Below are 25744 nucleotides of genomic sequence, written 5' to 3' on the forward strand. Positions count from 1 at the left end.
AAGTTACTCTTGTTTCGGTTCTTCTGCACCTTTACGCTAATGATAAAGACGAATTTTCTATAATCAGTTATTTCATACGCTTACTAAATTATAACACTAAAAGGAGCACGATTTCACTTATGGGCATTCATTACGATGAGAAACGCATGGTATTTCACCTGCAAACCCCCGGTTCCAGCTACTGCATTCAGATTGTTCGCGACGGCTACCTTGGGCATTTATACTGGGGACGACGAATCGCCATCTACCAGGATTCTGTACCTTTTGATTTTATCGATCGGGGCTTTTCGCCGAATCCTGACCCTGCTGACCGAAGGTTCTCCTTGGACAACCTTCCGCAGGAGTATCCGGGTTACGGGAACGGCGATTTTGGCATACCCGCCTATCAGGTCGGCCAGTCTAATGGATCTGAAATCTGTGATTTCCGTTACCAGACTCATCGGATATTCGCCGGCAAGCCAAAGCTTCCAGGTCTTCCTGCCACTTACATCGAGAGGGAGGACGAAGCGGATACGCTGGAGCTTGTGCTTGAAGATGCACTGACCGGTCTGCGTGCTACCTTAATTTATACTGTCTTTAACAAATACGACGCCATCGCTCGGTCGGTTCGTTTCGACCATACCGGCTCCGACAATCTGGTCCTTCTTCGCGCGCTCAGCGCCAGTATCGATTTCAGAGATGACGAGTATGACATGTTGACCTTCTACGGTACGCATACCAATGAGCGAAATATTGCGCGGAGACCCCTTATGCCCGGCATCCAGAATGCGGAAAGCCGGCGAGGTGCCAGCAGTCCCCAGCAGAATCCGTTTCTGGCCCTGCTTCGTCCTGGCGCTGATGAAGACAATGGCGAGGTATACGCGCTCAATCTCGTTTACAGCGGAAACTTCATAGCCCAGGCCGAGGTTCAGCAGTACCGGACGACTCGGTTGTCGATCGGCATCAATCCGTTTGGCTTCTCCTGGCAGTTGGCTCCCGGAGAAAGATTTCAAACGCCCGAGACCGTCATGGTATACTCTGCACAAGGCTTGGGCGGGATGTCCCGCGTCTTTAATAGGCTCTACCGCACGCGGCTCAGTCGCGGCAAATTTCGTGACGCCGAACGGCCGATTCTAATTAATAACTGGGAGGCCACCTACTTTGACTTTAACACCGACAAGATCGAAGCGATCGCCCGCGAAGGGAAAGAACTTGGTATGGAGCTCTTTGTCCTGGACGACGGCTGGTTCGGCAAGCGGGACAATGATTTGAGTTCCCTGGGCGACTGGACCGTTGACCGTCGCAAGCTTCCGGAGGGGCTGGACAATCTGGCCCGGCGGATAACCGGAATGGGCATGCAGTTCGGTCTGTGGTTCGAACCGGAGATGGTCTCACCGGACAGCGAACTCTACCGGCGCCATCCCGACTGGTGTCTTCATGTGACGGATCGTCCCCACACGGTGGGGCGAAATCAGCTTGTTCTCGATCTGGCGCGGCGGGATGTATGCGACTATATTGTTGGAGCGCTGTCCGATGTTCTGTCTTCCGCACCGATTACTTATGTCAAATGGGACATGAACCGCCATTTGACGGAGATCGGCTCTGCCCTGCTTCCGGCGGAGCGCCAGCGCGAAACAGGACACCGGTATATCCTCGGTCTGTATAGGGTATTGGACGAGCTCACTTCCGTCTTTCCGGATGTACTGTTCGAGAGCTGTTCCAGCGGGGGAGGGCGCTATGATCCCGGCATGCTCTATTACATGCCGCAAACGTGGACAAGCGACAATACCGATGCGATCAGTCGGCTAAAAATCCAGTACGGCAACAGTATGGTCTATCCGGCTGTGTCTATGGGCGCTCATGTTTCGGGTGTACCGAATCATCAAGTCAACCGGGTTACTCCTCTTGACACCCGAGGACATGTCGCGATGTCGGGAAACCTTGGCTACGAACTCGATCTTACCAAGATGTCGTCGCAGGAAAAGATAGCGATCAAGTCCCAAGTTGCGCTATATAAAGCAATTCGCCCCCTTATCCAATTCGGAGAATTTTATCGCATTTTAAGTCCGTTCGAGGGCAACGAGGTGGCCTGGGCCTTTGTTTCTGATGACCAGAGCGAAGCTGTACTTGCTTTCTTCCGAGTGCTGAGCCAGCCGGGTGAAAGGGTGCCTATTCTGAAATGCAAAGGATTGAATTCGCGTTACCTGTACCGCCATCACGAAACTGGAAAGATATACGGAGGTGACGAGCTGATGTACGCCGGTTTGACACTTCCAAGAATAAAAGGGGATTTTATCAGCCTGTTCTGGCGGTTTAGTAAGATCGACGAGCAATGAATGTATCAAAGCAAAAAAATTAGAAGTCCAACAGAAAGCAGGGCCTGAAATCATGAGATTTCAGGCCCTGCTCGCTATGCCCCTTCGCCGTGGTTATATTATTTTGAGAAGCAAAAATCAACTGGCAAATGTGCTGTAACAGCTTGCCGGTTCTCCGATAAATCCAAGCTACACCATCATTTTAAGTGAACACGAAGCAGTGGGGACACCGTCTACCACCCCAGCGCCTTCCATCGTCTCCACCGGTTTCACCATTTCCTGGTCGTCCGGGACCAACACTGGTGTGATCACCGGAAAGCCCGCCTGCTCGATTTCGGAAATATCAAATTCCAGCAGCTGTCCTTTCTTGATTTTGTCACCGGTCTGAACTCGTAGAGTAAACCCTCTTCCCATTTGTAAAGATCAATGGAGCGATAGAGCATGGCTCAGCCGGTAAGATTGGAACGTTGCGCTCCAAACGGCATAAAAGCAATCTTTCTGTTTCCATACTTTGGGGTCGCGACAATGATCGGTATACCCGGACGGAGGTCCGCTTATAACCGGGGAGGAGAACTTGTGTATACGTCCATCTCTCTCCATTTGAGCCATACACTGATAAGGCACTCGCTCCCAACTCTTATCATGTGTATTGCCGGTGTACCTGAGGGTACAATCGCCCATTGTGTTCGATTGCACTGCCCGAGTATACTCCATGACTGTCAAAATCCCGGTCCGGTTTTAACGCCACTCCCCGGTTCGTCCAGTGAACGAGATCCCGAGAGCTGGTATGATACCAATATTTGAGACCATGCACAGTACCGAGAGGAAAACATTGATAGAACAAATGATACTCTTCATGAAAAAAAGCAAATCCATTCGGGTCGTTCAGCAACCCTGTCTCAGGCTGGATATGATACCCCTGGCGCCAGGGGCACCTTGCCACTCTGGCGGCCAGACCGGAGATTTCCTCCGTATTGGTATCTTCTAATCTTCTGTATCTCTCTTCTTTTGTCCACTCCACAGCAACCTCCTTACTGCAAAATAGTTCCAAGCATGCTTAAACTTACGGTCGATCCGCTGCTTCGCTTGAAGTCTCCCCTGAGGCTGACGCATTTTTCCGCTTGCCCCAGAGCAGGGTGATGAGAAACGTAACCAGAAAGCTGATGCCCATGCCGATACAGAAATCAGCGATGGACTGTGGACGGATTGCGATAATACCGGGTAGCGCCGCCGGTCCCATTGAAATGGACAGCACATGTGCGTAAGCAATATAGGCGGAAGCCAGGCCGGAACCGATCATCGCAGCAATGAACGGGTAGCGAAGCTTCAGGTTGATTCCGAACATTGCAGGTTCGGTAATACCGAGCAGCGCGGATATGCCGGCAGCTGAGGCGATACTCTTCGTCTTGCTGTTGCGTGTGATGAGAAAGACGGCCAGCGTAGCCGCGCCCTGAGCGATATTCGCCATCGAGGCAATCGGAAGCAAGAAGGATCCGCCCGTCTTAGCAACGTCCGACAATAGTTGGGTATCCACAGCGAGGAAACTGTGATGCATTCCCGTTATGGCAATCGAAGAATAGAAAAAACCGAAAATACCTCCTCCAATGAAACCCGTCGTATCATAGAGCCAGAAGAGACCATCTGTCAGTCCGTTGCCCGCGGCGCGAAGGACCGGTCCAACAACAGCAAAGGTCAAGAGGCCGGTAACGAGGACAGACAGCAAGGGAGTCAACAGATTATCAAGATAAGATGGAATTACCTTTCGCAAATTTTTCTCGATTACCGATAAAATATAGGATACGGCCAGTACTGGCAGAACCGTTCCCTGATAGCCAACCTTTTCGATTGAGAAACCGAACAGTTGCCAGGTGGGTACTGTCCCATCTACAAGTGCCTGGCCGTAGCTGTAACCATTAAGCAGATCGGGATGAACCATAATCATGGCCAGCGCCGCACCCAAATAAGGATTTCCACCAAACTTGCGAGTGGCCGAGAAGCCGATCAGGATGGGAAGGAAAACAAATGGAGCGTTGGCGAATAAATTAATAATGCTTGCCCAATCGGCAATACCAGGGTACATCTCGACCAGAGACCTGGGACCAAACAGATTGCTGGCAGTCAGAACGTTGTTGATCCCCATTAATAGACCCCCGGCAACAATCGCCGGAATGATCGGAACAAAAATGTCGGAAAGTGCTTTCACAAGTCGTTGAAGCGGATTCATTTTAGCTGCTCCTGCCGTCTTTACATCGCCGGTGGACATTTCTCCGAGACCCGTAAGTTTGGCGAACTCGCCATACACGTTATTTACAATCCCGGCTCCAAGGATAATTTGATATTGCCCTGCTATAGAAAAAGTCCCTTTAACAACGTCCATTTGATCAAGCGCTTTTTGATCAAGCAAAGATTCATCTTCAAGAACGAGCCGCAATCGCGTCGCACAATGAGCAGCTGCCGTTATGTTTTCCTTACCTCCCAGGGCATCCAGGATGTCAGCTGCAACTTGCTTGTAATCCATATTTCTCTCCTCCTAATATTATGAAACCGGTTCCAATTTAATTAAAAAAAATGTTCGTTACCGACATTGGCCGGTAATTTTTGTTCGAAAACAACTGCCCTCCTATTACTTTCTCCGAAGAAGGTTATTGCCCCACTTCACCACTTCTCGCTCCCTTCAATAAGCCCCTTTTGACCACCCGTAGGATTGGATGGACATACAACCCTTGCCATAGGAAAAAAATTGCTCAATTCAAAATGTTTGTTTTATATTAAATTTTGTAAGGGGGCTGTTATTTGATAATAAAACACTATCCATGTCATCCTCAATGGTAAGTTAATGCGATGGCAGGGTAAAAAATTGCCCCTTCATTAACACAAAAATCCACCGCAGAAAATAAAGGGTCGTTGCTGCTTCCAGCCCGGTTTTCCTACACTCTGACCTGAACAGACTGAAACACGAGGATTATTTGCTAAATCCATAAGAGTGCTTGCCTGCCAATCGTCAGGAAAGAATTTAAGCATCTCTTGGCAGAACAATGTGGGTTCTTACGATATTCAGGAATCGGTTTATTGAATACTTAAAGCCTCCGTTTCGTCTCCGGTGAGTCCTTCGTCTTCATCATCTACCATCGTCTCTACCCAATTAATGTCTGCAAAAGCTATCTTCATGTACTCCATCAGTACGCGCTGAGCATTGAATCCTACCTCATCAATCATAGATTCCTTAGTAAAGTTTTCTGAAACTAACCAATCAAAAAACATAATATAGTCATGGCAATAGTTCAGAAGCACTGATAAACCTCCCCACCTATAAGTTCATCACTTTGGTCGTTTGATCAATGATGAAACTGAAATCACCTCTTGCAAGTGGTGAATTATATATTATTATACAATTTTATCTATGTATTCCATAAAAGAATTCTCCTTGGACGCAAACCATCATTCTGAATCCATTACTATAGAAAAAAGCCGCCATTAAGGGCGACTTTCTACATCCTATGTTCTGTCCTCCAAGAGCTTCAATCTTAATTTGATCGCCCACCAACAATAAAGGTTGTTTTTCAATCTGGGCACATTATTGTTCTCTAGGTGATAACGGGTTGCAAATGAATGTCTCAGAGAATGCACGGATAAAGCTGGTTTTCCAAAAGCTGAAGCATATTTTTCAATCAGTTTCTCATTGGTTAAGCAGAGATGCTCTTCATGAACAGCTATTATTGTCATCAGAAATTTTCGTCCATATCAAAATAAAAATCAGGTTCTCTCCCGTTTCCGGTAACTGTTTCTGGAACGGTACTGCTGCGGAGATCTTGCCGGATAACGTGCGGGAAAAGAAAACATATGGACCAGATGGGTAAACGGAATGGAAGCGAACAGAAGAAACGCCAGGATGATGTGAAGCTGAAACACGAAGGGAACCATGTGCATCAACCCGTATTGCGGATTAAAGGTGAACAGGCTGCGAAACCAAGGCCCGATGGTCGTACGGTATTCATAGGCCACCACAGTCGTATTATACACGATGGTCATATAGGTTCCGATGGCTGCGATGATCAGGACTAAAATCACTGCAAAATAATCACCAAAACCCGCATGGGCCCTTACCCGACGGTTAAGGATTTTGCGCATAAGCAGAAGAACCAGACCGATGACGACCATCAGACCGGCAAAGCCGCCCCCCGCGATCGCAAATATATGATAGGTCTCATCGGATATGCCGAAGAAATGATAAACACTGCGCGGGATCAACACACCCATGATATGGCCAACAAACGCGAAAATGATCCCGTAATGGAACACAGTCGAACCGATTCTGAGCCATCTTTTTTCAAAAATCTCCGTGGAAGGCGCCGTCCAGCTGACCTGACGAAAAGCAAACCGATAGAGCAAGCCAAAGATCATCACCGTCAAGGTGAGATAGGGAAACACGACCCACCAAAAGATACCAGTCATCATTATACCTCCATTCCTTCGCACGTTTTGTAGACAGGTAAGCCTGAATCGCTACGAGCCGTACCGTCCATGCCAAACAGGATAGGATAAGGCAGTTCATCCAGATCGGCGCTCTCCCGCTTGCTCTCCAGCATGCGAATTTCTTCTTCCGTAGGGACCTCGAAAACATCGGTCATCAGAAAGTTCAACAACCTGGAATAGGGACTGTCTTCAGACAGATGCTTCCGAATCCGCTCTGTGGCTGCGGCCAGCCGGAGTTCAAGCGCGCGTACATGAACATTGTCGGACCTTACGGCCAGTAGCTCGTACAACAGCGGAATGAAGTCGCACAGCTCCCCGCTCGGCATCATAAAGCCCGCATCCCGGACAATATGCTGAAGCAAAATCAGAGCTGCCCCACGTTCCCGACTGTCACCCAATTCATGAGCGGTCAGATAGAGTCCGGTCTTTTCCTTCCAATCGAACGTCCAAACATAAATTTCCTGAAGCTCCTTGGGAGGAACCGAGAAGATAGCCTCGGCCGCCTGGCCAAACCTGCTCGCCAGCTCATTATCTTTCATTTCCTCTTGGACAGCTGCAAGCAGTTCCTCCTTCATTTCCTGAAAATCCTCACCGGGATATCCTAGCAATCTGGCGCAGGCCGCCAGCAAAACGGGCTTATGTTCCATCATCCATGTCCTCCCTTGCGAAAAGATGTGACGTGACCGCGCTTGACGGGGTAATGGATTCAATGCTGCAGGCCCCCTGCTTGTAATGAAGCTCTTTCGCGCCATCCATTTCCCTCCGAGCGGTTGGGATCACAAACCTTTCGTTATATTTGGCAACAGCGAACAATCGGGTCATCTCTTCAATTTCCTCCACTGTAATTCCCGCCTCTCCCAAAAGCTGGCTGTGTCTGAGATCATCCATGCCGCCAACGGCTTGCTGCCGCCTATGTACACGCATGGCGGTCATTTTAAGCAACACTCTACGGATGACGGAGGTATCCCCTGCCGTAAGCAGAGATGCCAGATACTCCATTGGAATCCGCATTTGATCGACGGCGGGAATATAGTGATCGGTCTGAAGCTCGTCTTCTTCAATATGGTTCATAATCGGGCTAAGCGGTGGAACATACCACACCATAGGGAGCGTGCGGTATTCCGGATGAAGTGGCAGAGCAACCTTCCACTTCATGGCAAGCTTGTAGATCGGCGAGCGCTGTGCCGCATCGATCCAGGAATCGTTGATCCCGCTTCTTCTCGCCTCCTTGATCACTTCCGGCTCGAAGGGGTCAAGGAACACCGAAAGCTGGGATTCATACAAATCCTGCGGATTCTCCACGGAAGCTGCCGCCTTGGCTCGATCTGCGTCATAGAAGACGACACCGATATAGCGAATCCGGCCCACACAGGTTTCCGAGCAAATCGTGGCCATGCCCGCTTCTGTCCGCGGGTAGCAGAAATTGCATTTTTCCGCCTTGTGCGTATTCCAGTTGTAGTATACCTTGTGGTAGGGGCAGCCGTTGGTACAAAATCTCCACCCCCGGCAGGCGTCTTGATCCACAAGTACAATACCGTCCTCCTCCCGCTTGTACAAAGCTCCGGATGGACAGGAAGCCACGCAGGAAGGGTTCAGACAGTGCTCGCAAATGCGGGGCAGGTACATCATGAACGTCTTCTCATACTCCATGGCGATCTGTTCCTGAAGCTGCTTGACATTTGGGTCCAGCGGTACGATCTCGCTTCCGCCAGCCAGGTCGTCATCCCAGTTCGGGCCCCATTCCGGCTTGTCCATATATTCGCCGGTAATCAGTGATACAGGCCGGGCGACCGGAAGATGCTTCCGCTTGGGGCTATGAATCAAGTTATCGTAATCATAGGTCCACGGCTCATAGAAGTTGTCCAGGCTGGCCATATTCGGATTGTAAAAAATATTCGCCAGCTTGGTGATTGGCCCCCCCGCCCGGAGTGCCAGCTTTCCGTTGCGCAGAACCCACCCGCCTTTAAATTTCCTCAGGTCTTCCCATGCCCGAGGGTAACCGGGACCCGGCCGGGTTTCCACATTGTTGTACCACATGTATTCCGTTCCGGGCCGATTGGTCCACGTGTTCTTGCAGGTCACCGAACAGGTATGGCAGCCGATGCATTTGTCCAAGTTCATGACCATGGCGACTTGCGCTTTAATCCTCAAGCCAGTCAACCTCCTTCAACGGTCGGATGATTGTCATCGTATCTCTCTGACTTCCTGTCGGCCCGTAGTAATTAAACCCGTAGCTCAGTTGGGCATAGCCTCCGATCATATGTGTCGGCTTCATCGTAATTCGAGTCACACTGTTATGGGTACCGCCGCGCTGCTTGGTGATAGAGGTACCCGGCACGCCAAGCGTGCGATCCTGGGCATGATACATATAAGCGATCCCCTCTGGAATCCGGTAAGTCAGCACCGCTCTTGCTGCGATGACTCCATTCCGGTTATATACCTCAATCCAATCGTTATCCTTGATCCCGATCGAAGCCCCGTCTTTTTCGTTCAGCCAGACGACCTGCCATCCGCGGAACAGCGTCGACATTTGATTGGTGTCGATGAACATCGTATGAATTCCCCATTTTTGGTGCGGGGTCAAATAACGGATCGTCATCGTTTTTCCATTCGCTGGCACTTCTTTCTCACCCTTAAAAAAAGGAACGTGCTCCAGCGGCGGCAAATAAAGCGGCAGCCCTTCACCGAAATCCAAAATCATCTCATGGTCCAGATAAAAGCTTTGTCTGCCTGTTAAAGTGCGCCATGGAATGCTGTACTCCGTATTTAAGGTAAAGGGCGAGTATCTCCGATTGTCCTTCTCCAAGCCACTCCAGACCGGAGTTGAGATCGTATGCCGGGGCTGAGCAGTAATATCCAGAAGTGTGAAAGCCTCTTCTTCCCGAGGTTTTGAGATGTCCTCCAGCTTTTTGCCGGTTTTGGTCTCTAACGAACGCCAGCCTTCCACGGCCCGTTCTCCGTTCGTGGCGCCAGACATCAGCAGAATCGCTTCGATTACCTGTTTATCCCGGAATAGATCCGGCTGTCCTTTGCCAATCCCCTCATGTTTCGATGCCCCCAGCCGCTCCATGAGCTGGCCGTACACCTTGTCGCCGGGAATTTTAATCCCCTTTGTTCCATAGCCCTTTTTAATGTTCGGTCCGATGGTAATCATTTTTCCATACACGTTCGGATAGTCACGCTTCACCAATAAAAAATGGGGCATCGTTTTGCCGGGCACTGCCTCCGTCTCTCCCTTGCGCCAATCGCGGATTTTTCCGTGAACTTGGGCGATTTCATCTGGACTGTCATGTCCGAGCGGAGTCATGAGAACATCCTCGCAGGCTGGCAAATGTTTCTCTGCCAATTGGGAGAACGTTTTGGCGATTTCCCGAAAAGCGTCCCAATCGCTTTTGCTTTGCCAAGGTGGTTCAATAGCTGGATTAAACGGATGGACAAACGGATGCATATCGGTCGTGCTTAAATCGTATTTTTCGTACCAGGTCGCTGCTGGCAGCACGATATCCGAAAACAGCCCTGAACTCGTCATTCTAAAATCCATGCTGATGAACAAATCGGTTTTGCCTTCCGGCGGAACATCATCCGTCTTCACCGTCTCCGGCCGCCACGAATGGCTCGGGTCCGTCAACACCTGATTGTCCGTCCCGATCAAATGCTTGGCAAAGTATTCATGCCCTTTACCGCTATCGCCAAGCAGATTGGACCGCCAGTTGAAAAAGACACGCGGGAAATTGTTCGGATCATTGGGGTGCTCCACCGCAAAATCTAGCTCTCCCTCTTTAACCATTCTCGCAATTTCCTGTACGGCCTCCTGATCGTCCGAAAACCCTTTTTCTCGAACCTGTCTGGCCACATCGATGGAGTTCTGGTTGAATTGCGGGAATGAAGGCAGCCACCCGAGCCTTACGGCCAGAGCATTGACATCCGCAGGATGCATATGGTTAAACCGCCCGCCCCAGGATGGTTTCTGCTCCTCATTGACCTTGGCCTCATAGCGGAACTGCTCCGTCGCGAAGTAGAAGAAGGAGGTTCCGTTTTGTAAGCGGGGAGGCTTGATCCAATCTCCTGCAAATGCGATCTGCTGCCACCCCTCCACTGGCCTCACCTTTTCCTGACCTACGTAATGGGCCCATCCGCCGCCATTTACTCCCTGGGAGCCCGTGAGCAGAACCAAATTCAGAATGGAACGGTAGATTTGGTCGCTGTGATACCAATGATTCGTTCCTCCGCCCATGGCGATCATCGATTTTCCACCTGTCTTGGCCGCATTTTCGGCAAACTCCCTCGCTACCTGAATGCAATGAGATTTCTTGACGCCAGTAATCGCCTCCTGCCAAGCCGGAGTGTAAGGCTTCGGATCGTTATAATCGACCGGATAATCGCCTTGCAGTTGCTGTCTGGGTACACCCACATGAGCCATCATAAGGTCATAAACCGTCACGACTTTGAGCGTCCTGCCTTCCACACTCGGCAAATGCTTTACAGGAACTCCACGCCGAACTGTCCCTCCCTCCGATTCCACGAAATAAGGAAAGTCAACGGGAGCCACTTCATCCGCCGCATCAATAAATGACAGCAGAGGATCCACTACTGTCCCGTCAGGATTTTCGAGATCCAGGTTCCACCTGCTGTCCTGATCCCAACGGAAGCCCTGGCTGCCGCTCGGAACCATCGGCGCTCCTGATGCCTCGTCCCAGACTACCGTTTTCCATTCGGCCAACTCCTGGGCATCTCCCAAGTCGGAGGCCCGGAGGAAGCGGCCCGAACGAAACGCATCGGCATGTTTCTCTAGTATCACGAGGAAAGGCAGGTCTGTAAATTTTTTCGCGTAATCCGTAAAATAAGGGACTTGCTGATCCACGTAGAATTCTTTGAGAATGACGTGGGTCATAGCCATGGCAAGCGCGGCATCGGTCCCGGCTTTAGCTGGCAGCCAAATGTCCGCAAACTTTTCATACTCGGCATAATCGGGGCTGACCCCGACCACCTTGGTGCCGTTATAACGGGCTTCCACCATGAAATGCGCATCAGGAGACCGGGTTTGCGGAATGTTGGTCCCCCAGATAATAAAATACTTGGAGTTATACCAGTCGCCGCTTTCCGGCACATCTGTTTGTTCTCCCCAAACCTGCGGCGAGGCAGGGGGAAGGTCTGCATACCAATCATAAAAACTGAGGATGGTTCCGCCAATCAGCGACAGGAAGCGTGTCCCAGCCGAATAACTCACCATGGACATGGCCGGGATCGGGCTAAAACCAACAACACGATCTGGACCGTATTGTTGAATGGTATGGATAATAGAGCTGGCAATCATCTGACAGGCATCATCCCAATCCGCCCGAACGAAGCCGCCTTTCCCCCTGGCCTTGACGTATCTGTCACGCTTTTTGGGATTGCTGACGATGTTTTTCCAGGCCGTGACCGGGTCCTCAACAACTGCCAGCTCCTCACGCCACATGTCGTACAAATCACCGCGGATATAGGGATACTTCACCCGGATCGGGCTATAGGTATACCAGGAGAAACTTGCCCCGCGCGGGCAGCCCCGGGGTTCATACTCGGGGAAGTCGGCTCCTGTGGTCGGGTAGTCCGTTTTTTGTGTCTCCCAGGTGATAATGCCGTCCTTGACGAAAACATTCCAACTGCAGGAACCGGTACAGTTGACGCCATGTGTCGACCGAACGACCTTGTCATGCTGCCAGCGGCCACGGTATAGGCTCTCCCAATCCCGGGATCTTGGGCTCTCCTCGGTCCATCCCTCGTTTATGGCCTCTCCGCGTTGCAAGTATTTCAACGCATCAAGCAGCTTGTTTTTATGCTCAGCCATTGCACAGATGCCCCTTTCCCTGCTGGTTTACCGGGTTAAACCTTTCCCCCGTCAGTTTGAAGCTGTCTTGTCCCAACTGAAGCTCTTCCATAAACACTTCCCAATCCGCTGCGTTGCAAGCCGCGATAATCAGGCGCTGAAGCTCGTTCAGATCCTGCAGCCGGCAGATTTGTTCTTGCACAGGCTGCGGCACTCCGCCGAATCTCATCTCAAGCAAGGCAAGCAAATCATTCCGATCATCCCGGACAAACTGTTCCGTTTCCACCTGATTCATCTGGTTCGCCTTCTTTCGTAGCCATTTTTCCAACTCATTCTGCCGACCTTTGTTAGAATTTCATCATTTTAAAATAATCGGCAATCATCGATTTCTTAATCTTTTCCGCCGACTGTTTAAAAAAGGTCAAGACCTCTTCATCGCCGTCTTCCACTAATGCCCAGGAAAATTTCCTGCTGGTGACCTGCCCCAATTCCTCGCCAAATCGGAGGTAGACGGTGATGCCGTGATCATCGGTCCGGCCACCCGCCTTCACATCATAAGGATGAAGGTGGAGCATCTCGAGCTCTTGTACCAGTAGCCGATACAGTCTCGGCTCCACAGATTGAAGTGGTTTGTCGGGAAGCATCGCCGCCAGTGTATAGGTCTCATTTTTCATGGAGCAGTCCCTCCACTTCTTTTTCCAGCATGTTCATTTCATCCCGGTTATGCAGTTCATCAACGATAATCAAAGCCTGAAAACGAGCAAGAAGCTCGCCACCCACCTTGCTCTGCGCCAGCAGTTCCTTAATCTCAGCGACAATTTCTCGCATTAATTGATGATCGCGAGTCAGGGAAATAATGACGTTCTTCAACTCCGACTTGATGCCCACAGCTTCTACATATAATCCTTCCTCTTCGCTGGCTGCGTGCTGGAGCGTACGCCCCTCCCAATGCTCCACCGTGATGTAGGCAATTTCCTCCGCTTTGTCCAATTCACCTTTTTTTATACTTCTGTACAACAGTTCGGTAAGTTCTCTTGCTTCGCCTAAGGCCGCCTCATGAATCATCGAATGACTGTCCACATGTCTCAATGCGGGTCCTGACATGAATCCCCCGCCTCCTTTCCTGTTGCTTTTTTTGAGAAATGATTTCGCGCTAGCCCGCCGCCTTCACCTTCCCCGATTACGGAGTCAGCCAGCGAAAGGTCGTTGAATATAGCCACATAATGAGTGACATTCTGCTCGTTCGTAATTGCCGTTACCGAGAGCCACTCTCGAAAAACCTCCCCGCTTGCCTTGCGATTGACGATCTTTCCCTGCCATTTTCCGGTGGTCAGCAAAGTGTCCCAAAAGGCATTATAGAAAGAGCGATCTTGGAAGCCGGAGCTGAGTATATTGGGAGTTTTTCCAATCACCGCTTCTTTGGGATATCCGGTGACCTCGGTGAAGGCGGCGTTTACGGTATGGATCACGCCCTTGGCATCAGTGACCATCACGGCATCGGCTGTGGACTTGATAATATCCGACGCAAACTCCAGCTTGTTGCTGAAAAATACCCACAGAACAAGTATCAGGCTGGCCAGCGAGGCTTCGGACAAGGCCATAAAGCCGATTGCGTAGTGGCCCGTCCACCCAAACAGCAGGGTAAGCAGCAGTGGAGGAAAAAAACCGCCCAGACCGCCCGCTGCAGAGACGATCCCGCTGGCGATGCCCCCCTGTTTGGAAAAGTAAAGCGGGACCAGTTTGAACACCGCGCCGTTCCCGATACCGGCGCACACGGCTACCATCAAACAACCCAACGTAAAAAGAGGCATGGTCAATCCGAAAGAGAGTAAAACTCCTGACAAGGTTAGGCCGGCAAACACGAACATAAGAACTACAAAAGGATTGGACTTGTCGGACAGTATCCCGCCTACTGGACGGAGAAAGGTAGCCAAGGCGATAAAACCCGCCGTCCTGAGTCCGGCATCCACCTTGCTTAATTCAAAATAGCTGACCAGAAAACTGGGGAGATAGATTGTAAAAGCTACGAAGGAGCCGAAGGTAATGAAGTAAAATATGCTGAAAAACCACAGCTTTTCGTTGCGATAAACCTGCTTGAGTTGATTCTTCCAGGAGCTTCGTACACGCTCTTCGCGCTTATCCCCTAAAAACAGATTCAGCAGAGCGAAAAGGGCAAGCAAAATCAAAAAAAGCTGAAGGGCTCTTGACCAGCCGATCGCATCAGCCACCCACGGTGCGCCAAAGGTAGAGATGGCCGTACCCAGGTTCCCGATCCCGTATATCCCATTGATGGTGCCCTGCTTTTCTTTGGGATAATATTGAGGCAGTGAAGTCACACCGATCGAGAACGTAGCCCCGCCTATCCCAAGAAAGAAGCCCCCAACCGCCAAATCCAGAAAAGTATTGGCCTGGCTCAAATAGTAGACAGGAACAAGCAAAATCAAGAAACTGACTGTATTCATCAGCCTTGCCCCGAAGCGGTTGGTCAGAATCCCCGCCGGAATTCGCAGCAAAGAGCCCAAGATTACCGGGATCGCGGTAGACCACGCTCTTTGTCCAGGCGTCAGCGGAATATCCTGACTTATGTAAGAAATCAGGGAAGAGATCAAGACCCAGGCCATAAAGGAGACAACCAGACTAAGGGTTTGCAATGGCAACTGAATTTTTTTTACCATGTATAGCTCCCCTTTGGAGATTATTCGAATTGCAACTATAGGATATAATATCCATTTTTGACAAACTTCTGGCCTTTCAAACATTTGATTTGGGGAGATAACAAATGACGGCTCACTTGCAACCTGTGATGGAAGGATGCTTGCCATGATCGGCTACGATGTGGAAAAATATTTTCGGAAGATGCTGTAGCTGGCGGGCAAAAATCAGGTCAACTTTTTATGTAGAGCAATTGCATTTGTATTTTATGAAGCTCAAGCGATTAATAGTTTTTCCACGTCCATGACCAGTTCTTCGCCTGTCATATTTGAATACTTTTGGCCAAATAGAAATTCTAAACCACTGTCTTTTTCTATTGTACAGGATGAAAAACTCCAACTTGACATGGTTAATCAAAATAGTAGGTTTCTATTGATTGTTACGCTGGAAAGATAAGCATCGTTTGCAGAAATGGGCATATACCCAGGTGATTTTCAAAATAAAAAAACGCTCTAGGTTATCCTAAAACGTCTTTTGAAAATAGAAATATTATCCATAGAGGTCAACATCAAATGATTAAAGTTTGAGCTTGTACCCGATGCTCTCTAACGGGTAACATCAAACTGTAATTAAGATGCATATTGTCAGGATAGTAACTAGCAGCAGTCCATCTTGTTCTGCCCCAATTAAAATATTATTATCGCTGTGTAGATATGGTTGCAATAATGTCGTTATCACCTTCTATAGACTTGAAGACCTTAGCGCCCTTTTTGATCGCTTTAAGCGTGATTATGGCGTAAAGACGAGGCTGAAACTAATGAACGATCGAAATAGATAAACAGACTCATAGATTCATTTATTGGAATAAAGCAAGCAATTTGGCGGTCTTTTTAGACCACCTTTTTTATTCTCAGAAGGTCTTTTAAAACAATTTTTTTGAATGGCTGCTGAAGTCTGAAACTTCAAAGTAGAACCTATAAATCCTTGCGCACAAAGCTGCGCAACCCGAGTCCAAAGAGCACAGCCGTGTAAAATGCCGCGTATATCAAAAAGGCTGTTGAAGGAATCTCGCCGATACCAAACGGTCCACTTGTGCTTACCGGGATGAGTCCATTAATATTCTCAAAGCTGAACAACACTGCCTGCATTTTACGCTGCAGTCCATCGGCAGGCATGATCAGGGACAGGACACCCGTTATATTGTTCAGGGTCTGCATGGGACCTGGCTCCAGACCCACAGAGCCGATGATTTTTCCAACCATGCCACCGAGCCAACCAGCCCCATAAAGCATCGTCATGACGACACCATTCGCAACCGATGACAAATAGCCGGATCCGAACATGGACACGGTTACAAGCAAGGGAACGACTGAAGCAAATAGCAAAAAAGACTGCACCAGCACTACCGGATCACGCGGGATCGAAGCATGCACATCGGTGATCCACAAAATCAGGCTGTACAATACCAAGGCATAGATTACACCAAGCGAAACATAGCCCAGCCAGCGGCCCGTATACCATTTCCACCTCGGAATCGGCCGTGGCAGCATCGCCTGCATGACCCCCTGCTCCGCCTCACCCGCAATCGTGGAAAATGAGCTGAAAATCGCTAAAAAGGCGAGTACAAAACTTGCGAAGAAAAAACCGAGCATCAAAATGAACATCCCGAGCGTAAATTCCTGGATCATAGTTTCATTATTCGTACCGCCTGTGATCACCCTAGAGGTAGAATCTCCTGCGATGGCGCCGGCAATAAACCAAAATCCCAGCAGGAATACAACAGTTAATAAAAGTGTCAGCAGGAGGACCCGTTTGCGCAGTAGCTCCTTCCAGGTCATGGTCCAAATAATCCTCATTCCTGTTCCCCCCTATGATTCAGCCCTGCAACAGCCTTCATGAACCACTCTTCAAGCCGTTCTCGAACTTTGGTGACTTCATATAACGTCATCCCCTGTCCGATCAGCAACGTATTGATCCAGCCTGCCTGTTCTTCGCTCTCCAGTTCCGCTTCAAGCCAGACGGTATCATCTATGCCCCTCTCTCCTGTAAATCCGCCTTCGGCTTTTCCATCTGTTATTACTCGAAAGCTGAGCTCTGTCGTATCCATAAGCCAGGACAGCAAAAAAGGCGAAAATCCGCCGACTTTAAAACGCCAGCAGACTCGCTTCTGGAGCATTTCGGCTACCCGCCCATGGCGGAGAACCTGTCCGTTATTCAAGAGTGCCATTCTGTCGCATAATACTTCCACATCCTCAAGCAGATGGGAGTTTAAGAAAATCGTTTTCCCCTGCTGCTTCAGTTCCTCAAGTATATTACGTACATGCATTCGTCCAACCGGGTCCATGGCGGAAGAAGGCTCGTCAAGAAAAATCACGGCCGGATCATTCACCAGCGCGCAAGCCAGTCCAAGCCGCTGCTGCATGCCTTTGGAATAATGCTTAACACGGTCCTTCCCCCGCTGACCCACACCTACCATGTGCAATAGCTCAGGAACTCTCTTGTCGATCACCTGCTTGTCCAAACCGCATAATCGCCCATGCAACCGGACGACCTCATCACCGGTAAGCCATTCCTGATACCGGTACAGCTCGGGAAGATACCCGATTTGCCGTTTCGCTTCGAGCGTTCCGATGGGTGCACCCATCAGGGTTGCTCCTCCGGCCGTCGGATGGATGAGCCCGACCAGCATTTTCACAAATGTGCTTTTCCCGGCTCCATTGGGGCCGAGGAAGCCAAAGGCTTCCCCTTTCCCTACGGTGATGGTCACGTTGCGGCAGCCGCGCCCGTTGCTGTATTCCTTGGTTAATCCTTTAGTGTCGATTGTCGGCTTACTCATGCCTCAACCAGCTCCTTAAGCTTGTTCATAAAATCAAACTCTGACTCATAGGCGCTCCCACCTTCAAAGGAAAAGAACTGTCCGTCTTTGATCCAGATAGCGGTACGATTCGTCATTGAGCTGTACTTCATGTTTGTAACCAGAACCTTGGTTCCTCCAACGGTAATCTCAGAAGTTTCAGCACTTTTATTAACCACATATGGCATAGGAATGGAACCTGCCAGAATGCGGCTGCGCTTTACCTTCTCTTTCAGATCGGAAGGCAGAATCGGAAGCTGAAGAACGGCATCCACCGCTTTTTCTGTATCAACGGACGGATCTACCGTAATTTCTGGAGCCTGCATCTGTGTCAGAGTTGCCCAGTGGTCCTGATCGGTACCCAAATCGTAATTTACGCTTTCATGTGTACTAAACGCTATTTCTTTACCGTCCATCGACTCCGGCAGCAGCTTCGTTGCCCCTACACGCTGCATAGCTTTATTGAGCTCATCCACATTCAGCATCATTGTAATTTTTTGCGAAGGAGTAACGTACACACTTTCCTTCGTTCCGGCCACATTTACTGGAAGAAGCTGATATCCGAGCTTAGAGACGGCTTGTTCACGCGTAAAATCCCCCTGTACGTTTCCGCTTTCCGATGTAAACTGGCCAAAGGTGTTTTCTATGTCGGCCGATTTTCCCGGAACCAGCTGATTAAACATACCTTCGAGCGTGCTTTCGTCAACTGTAGCGATATCCTGCACCCGGAATTGATTTAAAAATGCCGCCAGCGCGTTATTTCCCACAGGGGTTGTAAGTACGACGCCAAAGATAACGGCTGCCGCCACCGCTGCGGCCCACTTTCGGCCCTTGCCTGCTCGCCGGCGGAAAGAAGCAACCGGAGCCGGAGCATCAACTTTCAAACTGGATTCCGAATCCTGAATTGCAGCTGAGTCCGCTGGCGGCCTAAGGGCATCGGCAAGCCTCAGAACTTCCTCTTTGTTATTTGCGTCCCTGGTCTCCCACTTGGCGTTTACCGGCTCCATGGCCAGCTTCTGTAGCAACCTCTCCCAGGCTTCATGTGTACTTTTGTCAGCTTCTGAATGCTGCAATTTAGTTGTCATATCATTTCAATCCTTTCCGAATATTTGATTAGTCCTGCCTTGCTATAGCCTTGCTGGATGTGGCCTGCAGCTTGCGTGTCGCTCTTTGGAGCAGACTGCCTATTAGCGGCGACCTGACATTAAGCTCTTCCGCGATCTCCGCATAGCTGTAGCCGGAGTAGCGCAGAAGCAGCGCTTGGCGGTCTCGTTCGGGCAGTCTGTCCAGCCAAGCCTGAACCTCTTCCTGATCCAATCGACGCATCAGCGCCTCTTCGCCGGATTCAGAAGCGACTTCCCCTTCATACATTATCTCCTGCTTATTCTGCAGCTTTCTCTCTCTTGCTCTCTTCTCTAAATAATCGTATCCGATTCTTGTCAGTACCCGGTGTAGCCATGCCCCCAGGGTTGCCGGGTTGTCCGGCGGATTTCTGTACAGCCGCAGAAATACTTCTTGCGCCAGATCGTCGGCTGCTGCTTCATCTCGCACAAGCGCAGCCAGTTTTCTGCGTACGGTTGGATAATGCTCATAAAATATGTTGCGGAATGGTGAGGATTCCGGAATACTCATTTTGTAATTGCCTCCTTTTAAGCTGCAGCTATTAGGAAGACGAACCTTCTTCCTTTTTTGTATCATGCTCGGGAGATTTTCTTCGAATTTTTTTAGGCTGCACTTAATTGGACAGTCCGATGACATCAGGATTAAGAAATTGTTAGACATTAGAAAACAACTTTATTGTACAAAGAACTATTGTATTTCAGCAAAACCTATGCTAATCGCTCTAACGAAATTTGTGTATGTACGTCGTACCGACTACATCCATCATTGTATTAATGATTCATTAAACCGGTAAAAAAGCTTTCCATAGCCACCTTTTCGGGTGATTATAAAAAGCTAATCTGCTTTGGAGCGTCTATAACGATCGCTTAAAATTTCCCAGGAAACTGTTTGACAATGCCTTTTGTCAGGTCCGCTAGAACTAAATACTGAACGACACTTAACTTTTCATTATTTAGTATGCATGGGGTTAATTGATATTGAACCTATGACTGGAATAGGAATGGAGGGAATATTATCAGTAACGATTACTAGTCAGTGTTATCACGTTGAGCGCCCTCCATCGTTTTTATTGCAATGTAAAACGCCCAATGTAACCGATATATTTGAATTGACGGCCGAGACATTAAGTCTTTGTGCTGCTGAAATGGCTTTATGAGGGCACGAAGCACCCCCTGCCTCGACACGTCTCTCCTCAATGATAGTGTTCTGTGAATTGAGGGGAAATCCTTCAGAAAAATCAGTAGATTTCTAGAAGATTGTTATGATTCTTTGGAACTATTCTGCCAAATTAAAACCCCTTCTTTGTAGAAGGGGTTTCAAATATACGAACCTAGCTATTCATGCCATGATTGTTAAGTTGTTGGAAGCTATTCATGCCATGATTGTTAAGTTGTTGGAAGCTATTCATGCCGTGATTGTTAGGTTGGATCGTTGCTGCACCAGTAGGGATGATTACGTTACCTAACAGAAACAATACTACTGCCATCATACCTAATGCCTTTTTCATCTTTTAACACCCTTTCTAGGATAGTTTTGTTCAATACATTATATTCATTCAGCTGTTCTTTAGTTGCATGAACACTAAATGAAACAAATAATGCATTGATTTTTTTATATCCAGTATCATCCTTAAGTTTATCAGACATTCGCAATCCCTTGAGGGATATATTTAATGCATTGTAAATATTACCATTAGTAAAGTGGTAAAGGGACATAAGATATAAATGATCTATATAATAACGAATATTGGCTTCCGTTTCGTACTCTCCATCCAGAGCGTCCAAATTAGGTTCAAATTCTTTTAATGCCCAATCAACGTTACAGTTATGTTTTAAAGCTGACTCCAGTATCGTAATAATCCCCGGCAACAACTCTTCTTCCTCGGCATTGTGTATAAATTGCACATATTCAGGAAGCGTCTCCATATTACCTTCCAGCAAATTCAAAACATATGTATTGGCATTTGCAATCATCCTGAAATGTGTTACATCCTCCTTCCCCTCATCGTCCAATCCAGATATCCATCCCAATTCAGAGTACTTTTCAATACAATCCCTTGCTGCTGAGTAATCGCCCATCTTTTGCAATGCGATACCTTTCGCCACCATAGAATATCCAAAATAAAAAGCAACACTTCGTTTAAGTCTTTTAGTATCAATTCTCGGCTGCCCTTTTGCTTGTCTAAGTTGGTCTTCCTCATAGAATGCGTTGATTGAGTGGTGGAGTTTATCCGCAATATGTACCATAGCATCCCAACCATCTAGTGAAAACTCTGCTTGCAGCATTTCATACAAAAGGTTTATGTCACTTATTGATTCTAAAACTGCCGAGTTAAACATATAGCTGCCTCCTGATTACATTTTTAACCAATAGTATATTATAATTGGGCAATGGTCAATTACGTAGTTAAGTGAGCTATTCACAAGTTGAATCTTCTCTGAATTTTCTCATATGATGTGAGACACTGAATCGGCTTAGCCCAAGTATTTTTGCATACTGTGCCTGTTTAAGTCTTGGACGCAGTTCCATTAAATCTTTCAGTCTGCCCCTTGTTATTTCAGACTTACGTTTCTTTACATTCTAATCTCTGTAGTAGTCAATTCTACCGCTGGCGTGGGGTGCTGCCCTCCTTTTAATCATGTGTACATACGATGCATAGAAAGCTTTCCCGAAAGTGCGTTAGCTGATCGACTGATCCCGCAAAAAGGTAAATACATACATTGGGAAGATCAGTCCGAGAACTAAGTTACCCAGACGGTTCGACTCATGTTTGAAACAACGCTACCATTTTATGATCTTTTACGATGCGTTCAGTGCTGTTATTTAGTGTAAAAACAGAGGATTTGAACGAAGGCAATGGGTCCATTTGGCCTGCTGCCTTCTCGTTATGATTAAGTTATCGTCTCTCGTTAGTCCAATCTAGACTGTTCTGAATCTTGTTCATCCTAAGCCAACCAGGAATTTAAAACAGAGGATTTTCTTCGAGTGGTTGTGTCTCACGTAGATCTCTAGCCTTCCGAACAGAGGGCGAGTAAAAAACGTCACTATGCATATGCTGAATTTTATCCCAGTTGCCAGGATTGGTCGTGTCTGGAGAGCGGTGCTCCAGAATGGCCTGATATAGAGCCGTTTTTTGTTCCAAATGGGCAACGTGCTGTTTGGCTTCTTCGAGCTTAATGAGCGCCGCTTCCTTATGCTCCATCATGAGTGTGTAGCGTTGCGGAATGGTCGAATCCCCTTCGAGACAGAAATCGACGTACATTTTAATGACTTCAATCGGCATCCCGGATTGCTTGAGACATTTGACGCCATGCAACCAGTTGATCGATTCTTCGTCGAACATCCGAATGTTGTTTTGATTGCGCTGTACGCTTGGTACCAGGCCTTTATCCGTGTAAAAGCGTACAGCGTGCTCGGTGAGTCCCGTTATCTGGGCAGCTTCTTTGACTGTATGCATGTGGAATCCTCCTTGGAAAAATAAAAATTTTTGAAGATGGCTTGACTTCGTGTAACACGAAGGCGTTAGGCTTATTGTAATGCAAGTCGACCGTAAGCGGAAGCCCACTGAGGTGCCCGATTTCCGAGTTTTGCGGCCGTTTGCGTTTTACATTTGGACAATGGGAGGAAATACAATGCAAACCGTAACATTAAACAATGGTGTGAAAATGCCGATCATCGGCTTTGGTGTCTACCAAGTTCCAGATGCTGAAGAATGCGAGAACGCTGTATATGAAGCGCTGATGGCTGGTTACCGCCTGATCGACACCGCCTCCGGTTATTTGAATGAGGAAGCGGTCGGTCGTGCGATTAACCGCAGCGGCGTACCGCGTGAGCAGCTGTTCATCACGACCAAGCTCTGGGTTCAGGATGCCGGCTACGAGAGTACCAAGCACGCATTTGCCAAATCCTTGAAGAAGCTTCAACTCGACTATCTCGATCTGTACCTTATTCACCAGCCATTTGGCGATTACTACGGTGCATGGCGTGCGATGGAAGACCTGTACCGCGAAGGCAAGATTAGGGCGATCGGTGTCAGCAACTTCCTACCCGACCGCCTGATGGACCTCATCGTTCATAACGAAATCGTACCCGCCGTCAACCAGATCGAAACGCACCCGTTCTACCAGCAAACAGAGAGCGCAGCTTTTATGAAAGAGCACGGAGTTCAACACCAGTCGTGGGCCCCATTCGCTGAGGGACTTAACAACATGTTCAAAAACGAAGTGTTGCTCTCGATCGCAGAAAAATACAACAAGTCCGTCGCTCAGGTCGTATTGCGCTGGCTTGTTCAGCGTGAAGTCGTTGTAATTCCAAAATCGGTGAGAAAAGAGCGGATCGTCGAAAACTTTGACATTTTCGATTTTGAGTTGAGCGCGGATGATATCGAACAAATCTCGGCCCTCGATACGCGGGAAAGTCTTTTCTTATCGTATCGCGACCCGGAAGTCGCCAAGATGATGGGCAACTGGAGAATCGATCTGTAAACCTTGATCGAACCATAAACTTATCACTCGTTTATCCTCATCTATAAAGAAAGGGCAGAGCGGTTTAAAGTGAACCCTGTCCTTTCTTTACTTGAATTGACCCTTGGATTCGCTTTTCCGCTTTATAAGATGCCACCTTTCGCTTAATCATAATCCCCCCTATTAAAGCAATAATTCTAGTCTGTTTCTAATAGAAGATTTAGACTAATTTATTCAACGAGCATCTCTGTTAGCGCAATTCTCAGCTTGTGTTCGTAACTAGATATTTTCGGTTTTGTCAGTTGGAAGCTGGGACACACAAATATCTACGCGAAGTGCCGAGGATTCCAAGGGAATTTTCCAAGCTTGGTGCACGCTGTTTGAGTTTGGCTAAAATGTCATAGTACTGTCTAATTCCCGCATCCAGATTCCTGCGTGTCTCTGTGCAAATTGTTGGAAGGAGACAGGCGCCTTCCCAGTCACCCTCATTACAGTATCAGTACTTAGATCTTCCGCTCCTTCCTCGCGAATTTTACGGTCGAGTCCGGTCATGATCTCAGCATAATCCTTGCTTATCCCTGCTGCTAACCAGCTGCGGGTGAATTCATCATCTGATATTGATTAGTCAAATTGAGAAAGGAAATGCGATGCCCTCTTTTGAGATCATTAGCAAGCTTGCGGAGCGATTAAATTGCTCTATTACTTTTCTCTTAGAAGAAGTGGCTTCGGAAACCGTTTCTCCTCCTCCCTCCATTCCTACTCAATTGGTAAGGGCGGAACAATATCTTGAAAGCAATTTGTTAAATGAGTTTCTAAACATAATAAAGAGTATAGAAATCACAGAGGAAGAAGCTGATTTAAAAGCCCAACTCAATAACAAAAGCAAGCGCACAAAAAAATGAGTGAATTGTATATCCTTATAGCTGAAGCTTATTATCACCAAAAAGATTTTGAGACCGCTTCGTATTACTACAGGCAAGGCCTCCCTGCTCAATAACAAAAAACCTCAGAGCTTCTTCCAGATGGATAAGGTCCCTGGGGTTTAACCATTATATTTCCACTTATGGCTCATAGCGCTCCATAATGATGACCGCATTGTGGCCGCCAAAACAAAGGAATTGCCTTAAGTATCAAGGATTGTAATAATGCAACTTATTTGGGTAACGTACATCAGGTGTAACAACAATACAATCCCCCATCATGGTCAAAAAAGAGAAAGAAAAACCAGAAAAAAAATCCTGGAATTTTTCCGCTTTTTCTTTAGGCTGTCACATCAAAACGCTTTGGCTGCCAATATGGCTTGCCGGATTGCTGATTCCTTTATGCTCTGCGCTTGGTCCGGCTGCTCACTGATACCTTCAACAAAGATAGCCTGCACATCGTCAATGCCCAGTAAATTCATGATAGCTTTTACATAACTATGGCTGTACTCTACATCTTTGAACTTCCCATGGGAGAGAACCGTGCCGGAAGCCTGAATGTGCATCACTTTTTTGTCCTGCTGCGTCCCAATCAAACCGGACAAACCCCGCAGCCCATTATCGGCTCGCTTAATAGTTTTTCCCGGAACTATAACCGCGTCAATGTACGCTTTCAGAACCGACGGGAAAGAATAATTCCATACCGGATTGACAATGACGATTTTATCCGCAGTCATGAATTGGTCCGCAATCTCGCGCATTCGCACCGCTTTGACCTTCGATCCCTCGCTCAGTTCATCGAAAGAAAGACCACTTGGTGGCTGCCCCCAGCGTCTTAGAAGATCGGCGTCGATTTGCGGAAGATCCATGCGATACAGGTCCAAATGAATGACCTCATCTCCTGGATTGGCCTCCTGATAGGTTTCGATAAACTGTTTGCCGACTGATAAGCTGTATGTACCGTCTTTTAAAGGATGCGCGGTTACGTACAATACAGTTGCCATGATAAATCCACTCCTATGTTATGATTAAAATAATTGAGGATACAATGCTATTAATAGCAATTCTAGCTATGCTGTTCGTGGATATGAAAGAGCTTCCCCTACTCCATGACTTCCACTGTCTGGTAAACATTCAGCAGTGGAACTTTTTCGAGTCCT

Annotated in this window: 23 protein-coding genes and 2 pseudogenes; 3 read left to right on the forward strand and 22 right to left on the reverse strand. The window is 48.1% G+C overall.

From position 1 onward, the window contains the following. Window positions 1–119 precede the first annotated feature (119 nt). Window positions 120–2315 (forward strand): alpha-galactosidase, encoded by a 2196-nt coding sequence (locus tag JOD82_RS26795; RefSeq protein WP_069011441.1) that lies wholly within the window; start codon window positions 120–122, stop codon window positions 2313–2315. A 168-nt stretch (window positions 2316–2483) separates the two neighbouring features. Here JOD82_RS26795 and JOD82_RS29850 read toward each other — a convergent pair whose 3' ends face one another. The 21 genes and pseudogenes from JOD82_RS29850 to JOD82_RS26885 form a co-directional block, all read right to left on the reverse strand. Further along, window positions 2484–2606, reverse strand: a complete 123-nt coding sequence (locus JOD82_RS29850) for a hypothetical protein (RefSeq protein ID WP_412178876.1) — start codon at window positions 2604–2606, stop codon at window positions 2484–2486. Between the two features lie 24 nt (window positions 2607–2630). Beyond that, window positions 2631–2708 (reverse strand): annotated as a pseudogene (locus tag JOD82_RS29855) (PTS sugar transporter subunit IIA); the annotation flags it as partial. Window positions 2709–2717: 9 nt separating this feature from the next. After that, window positions 2718–3008: a hypothetical protein gene (locus JOD82_RS29425; RefSeq protein WP_312887719.1), complete on the reverse strand. Its 291-nt coding sequence runs from the start codon at window positions 3006–3008 to the stop codon at window positions 2718–2720. After that, window positions 2935–3315, reverse strand: coding sequence for a sucrose-6-phosphate hydrolase (locus tag JOD82_RS29430; RefSeq protein ID WP_069011443.1), 381 nt, complete (start codon window positions 3313–3315; stop codon window positions 2935–2937). The genes JOD82_RS29425 and JOD82_RS29430 overlap by 74 nt, the downstream gene beginning before the upstream one ends. Window positions 3316–3357: 42 nt before the next feature. After that, on the reverse strand, window positions 3358–4812 hold the full coding sequence (locus JOD82_RS26810; protein ID WP_209950298.1) for a sucrose-specific PTS transporter subunit IIBC: 1455 nt from the start codon (window positions 4810–4812) through the stop codon (window positions 3358–3360). A 548-nt stretch (window positions 4813–5360) separates the two neighbouring features. Beyond that, a complete protein-coding gene (locus tag JOD82_RS26815) occupies window positions 5361–5585 on the reverse strand; it encodes a hypothetical protein (RefSeq protein ID WP_069011445.1) in 225 nt (74 codons plus the stop codon). A gap of 258 nt (window positions 5586–5843) precedes the next feature. Beyond that, window positions 5844–5972 (reverse strand): annotated as a pseudogene (locus JOD82_RS29435) (tyrosine recombinase XerS); the annotation flags it as partial. Between the two features lie 75 nt (window positions 5973–6047). Further along, a complete protein-coding gene (gene narI / locus JOD82_RS26820; RefSeq protein ID WP_069011446.1) occupies window positions 6048–6746 on the reverse strand; it encodes a respiratory nitrate reductase subunit gamma in 699 nt (232 codons plus the stop codon). Window positions 6747–6748: 2 nt separating this feature from the next. Then, on the reverse strand, window positions 6749–7417 hold the full coding sequence (gene narJ, locus JOD82_RS26825) for a nitrate reductase molybdenum cofactor assembly chaperone (RefSeq protein WP_069011447.1): 669 nt from the start codon (window positions 7415–7417) through the stop codon (window positions 6749–6751). After that, on the reverse strand, window positions 7404–8918 hold the full coding sequence (gene narH / locus JOD82_RS26830; RefSeq protein ID WP_069011448.1) for a nitrate reductase subunit beta: 1515 nt from the start codon (window positions 8916–8918) through the stop codon (window positions 7404–7406). The genes narJ and narH overlap by 14 nt, the downstream gene beginning before the upstream one ends. Then, window positions 8908–12594, reverse strand: a complete 3687-nt coding sequence (locus tag JOD82_RS26835) for a nitrate reductase subunit alpha (RefSeq protein ID WP_209950299.1) — start codon at window positions 12592–12594, stop codon at window positions 8908–8910. Before JOD82_RS26835 ends, narH begins: the two co-directional genes overlap by 11 nt. Continuing rightward, the gene (locus JOD82_RS26840) at window positions 12587–12868 is read right to left on the reverse strand and encodes a hypothetical protein (RefSeq protein ID WP_209950300.1); all 282 of its coding nucleotides are present in this window, start codon (window positions 12866–12868) and stop codon (window positions 12587–12589) included. The genes JOD82_RS26835 and JOD82_RS26840 overlap by 8 nt, the downstream gene beginning before the upstream one ends. Window positions 12869–12920: 52 nt before the next feature. Continuing rightward, entirely contained in the window at window positions 12921–13247 is a 327-nt protein-coding gene (locus JOD82_RS26845; RefSeq protein ID WP_039274876.1) for a hypothetical protein, read from the reverse strand. Next, on the reverse strand, window positions 13237–13677 hold the full coding sequence (locus JOD82_RS26850; RefSeq protein ID WP_209950301.1) for a hypothetical protein: 441 nt from the start codon (window positions 13675–13677) through the stop codon (window positions 13237–13239). Before JOD82_RS26850 ends, JOD82_RS26845 begins: the two co-directional genes overlap by 11 nt. Further along, window positions 13659–15248 (reverse strand): nitrate/nitrite transporter, encoded by a 1590-nt coding sequence (locus JOD82_RS26855; RefSeq protein ID WP_209950307.1) that lies wholly within the window; start codon window positions 15246–15248, stop codon window positions 13659–13661. Before JOD82_RS26855 ends, JOD82_RS26850 begins: the two co-directional genes overlap by 19 nt. 951 nt (window positions 15249–16199) lie before the next feature. Continuing rightward, entirely contained in the window at window positions 16200–17081 is an 882-nt protein-coding gene (locus JOD82_RS26860) for an ABC transporter permease subunit (RefSeq protein ID WP_209950302.1), read from the reverse strand. Then, the gene (locus tag JOD82_RS26865) at window positions 17078–18061 is read right to left on the reverse strand and encodes an ABC transporter ATP-binding protein (RefSeq protein WP_209950303.1); all 984 of its coding nucleotides are present in this window, start codon (window positions 18059–18061) and stop codon (window positions 17078–17080) included. The genes JOD82_RS26860 and JOD82_RS26865 overlap by 4 nt, the downstream gene beginning before the upstream one ends. Continuing rightward, a complete protein-coding gene (locus tag JOD82_RS26870) occupies window positions 18058–19164 on the reverse strand; it encodes a hypothetical protein (RefSeq protein ID WP_039274883.1) in 1107 nt (368 codons plus the stop codon). The genes JOD82_RS26865 and JOD82_RS26870 overlap by 4 nt, the downstream gene beginning before the upstream one ends. A 28-nt stretch (window positions 19165–19192) precedes the next feature. Next, window positions 19193–19711: a sigma-70 family RNA polymerase sigma factor gene (locus JOD82_RS26875; protein ID WP_029515305.1), complete on the reverse strand. Its 519-nt coding sequence runs from the start codon at window positions 19709–19711 to the stop codon at window positions 19193–19195. Between the two features lie 947 nt (window positions 19712–20658). Continuing rightward, window positions 20659–21540 (reverse strand): DNA-binding protein, encoded by an 882-nt coding sequence (locus tag JOD82_RS26880; protein WP_209950304.1) that lies wholly within the window; start codon window positions 21538–21540, stop codon window positions 20659–20661. Window positions 21541–22163: 623 nt separating this feature from the next. Continuing rightward, a complete protein-coding gene (locus JOD82_RS26885) occupies window positions 22164–22658 on the reverse strand; it encodes a MerR family transcriptional regulator (protein WP_029515307.1) in 495 nt (164 codons plus the stop codon). Between the two features lie 175 nt (window positions 22659–22833). Here JOD82_RS26885 and JOD82_RS26890 point away from each other — a divergent pair, with 175 nt between their 5' ends. Both JOD82_RS26890 and JOD82_RS26895 read left to right on the forward strand, forming a co-directional pair. Beyond that, window positions 22834–23685, forward strand: a complete 852-nt coding sequence (locus tag JOD82_RS26890; protein ID WP_029515308.1) for an aldo/keto reductase — start codon at window positions 22834–22836, stop codon at window positions 23683–23685. Between the two features lie 596 nt (window positions 23686–24281). Further along, a complete protein-coding gene (locus tag JOD82_RS26895; RefSeq protein ID WP_141695491.1) occupies window positions 24282–24566 on the forward strand; it encodes a helix-turn-helix domain-containing protein in 285 nt (94 codons plus the stop codon). 371 nt (window positions 24567–24937) lie between these two features. Here the strand turns inward: JOD82_RS26895 and JOD82_RS26900 are convergent, their stop codons facing one another. Next, window positions 24938–25588, reverse strand: coding sequence for an FMN-dependent NADH-azoreductase (locus tag JOD82_RS26900; RefSeq protein WP_039274885.1), 651 nt, complete (start codon window positions 25586–25588; stop codon window positions 24938–24940). Window positions 25589–25744 lie beyond the last annotated feature (156 nt).

This window comes from Paenibacillus sp. 1182 (assembly GCF_017833915.1).
Classification (GTDB): domain Bacteria; phylum Bacillota; class Bacilli; order Paenibacillales; family Paenibacillaceae; genus Paenibacillus; species Paenibacillus polymyxa_D.

Bases quoted from the DNA above. Each gene is read 5' to 3' on its own strand.
- JOD82_RS26845 (WP_039274876.1), bottom strand. From the start codon at position 13,247: ATGAAAAATGAGACCTATACACTGGCGGCGATGCTTCCCGACAAACCA.
- JOD82_RS26855 (WP_209950307.1), bottom strand. From the start codon at position 15,248: ATGGTAAAAAAAATTCAGTTGCCATTGCAAACCCTTAGTCTGGTTGTC.
- JOD82_RS26890 (WP_029515308.1), top strand. From the start codon at position 22,834: ATGCAAACCGTAACATTAAACAATGGTGTGAAAATGCCGATCATCGGC.
- JOD82_RS26810 (WP_209950298.1), bottom strand. From the start codon at position 4,812: ATGGATTACAAGCAAGTTGCAGCTGACATCCTGGATGCCCTGGGAGGT.
- JOD82_RS26875 (WP_029515305.1), bottom strand. From the start codon at position 19,711: ATGAGTATTCCGGAATCCTCACCATTCCGCAACATATTTTATGAGCAT.
- JOD82_RS26900 (WP_039274885.1), bottom strand. From the start codon at position 25,588: ATGGCAACTGTATTGTACGTAACCGCGCATCCTTTAAAAGACGGTACA.
- JOD82_RS26795 (WP_069011441.1), top strand. From the start codon at position 120: ATGGGCATTCATTACGATGAGAAACGCATGGTATTTCACCTGCAAACC.
- narI (WP_069011446.1), bottom strand. From the start codon at position 6,746: ATGACTGGTATCTTTTGGTGGGTCGTGTTTCCCTATCTCACCTTGACG.
- JOD82_RS26840 (WP_209950300.1), bottom strand. From the start codon at position 12,868: ATGAATCAGGTGGAAACGGAACAGTTTGTCCGGGATGATCGGAATGAT.
- JOD82_RS26880 (WP_209950304.1), bottom strand. From the start codon at position 21,540: ATGTTTAACTCGGCAGTTTTAGAATCAATAAGTGACATAAACCTTTTG.
- JOD82_RS26835 (WP_209950299.1), bottom strand. From the start codon at position 12,594: ATGGCTGAGCATAAAAACAAGCTGCTTGATGCGTTGAAATACTTGCAA.
- JOD82_RS26865 (WP_209950303.1), bottom strand. From the start codon at position 18,061: ATGAGTAAGCCGACAATCGACACTAAAGGATTAACCAAGGAATACAGC.
- JOD82_RS26885 (WP_029515307.1), bottom strand. From the start codon at position 22,658: ATGCATACAGTCAAAGAAGCTGCCCAGATAACGGGACTCACCGAGCAC.
- JOD82_RS26850 (WP_209950301.1), bottom strand. From the start codon at position 13,677: ATGTCAGGACCCGCATTGAGACATGTGGACAGTCATTCGATGATTCAT.
- JOD82_RS29425 (WP_312887719.1), bottom strand. From the start codon at position 3,008: ATGGAGTATACTCGGGCAGTGCAATCGAACACAATGGGCGATTGTACC.
- JOD82_RS26870 (WP_039274883.1), bottom strand. From the start codon at position 19,164: ATGACAACTAAATTGCAGCATTCAGAAGCTGACAAAAGTACACATGAA.
- narJ (WP_069011447.1), bottom strand. From the start codon at position 7,417: ATGATGGAACATAAGCCCGTTTTGCTGGCGGCCTGCGCCAGATTGCTA.
- JOD82_RS26860 (WP_209950302.1), bottom strand. From the start codon at position 17,081: ATGAGGATTATTTGGACCATGACCTGGAAGGAGCTACTGCGCAAACGG.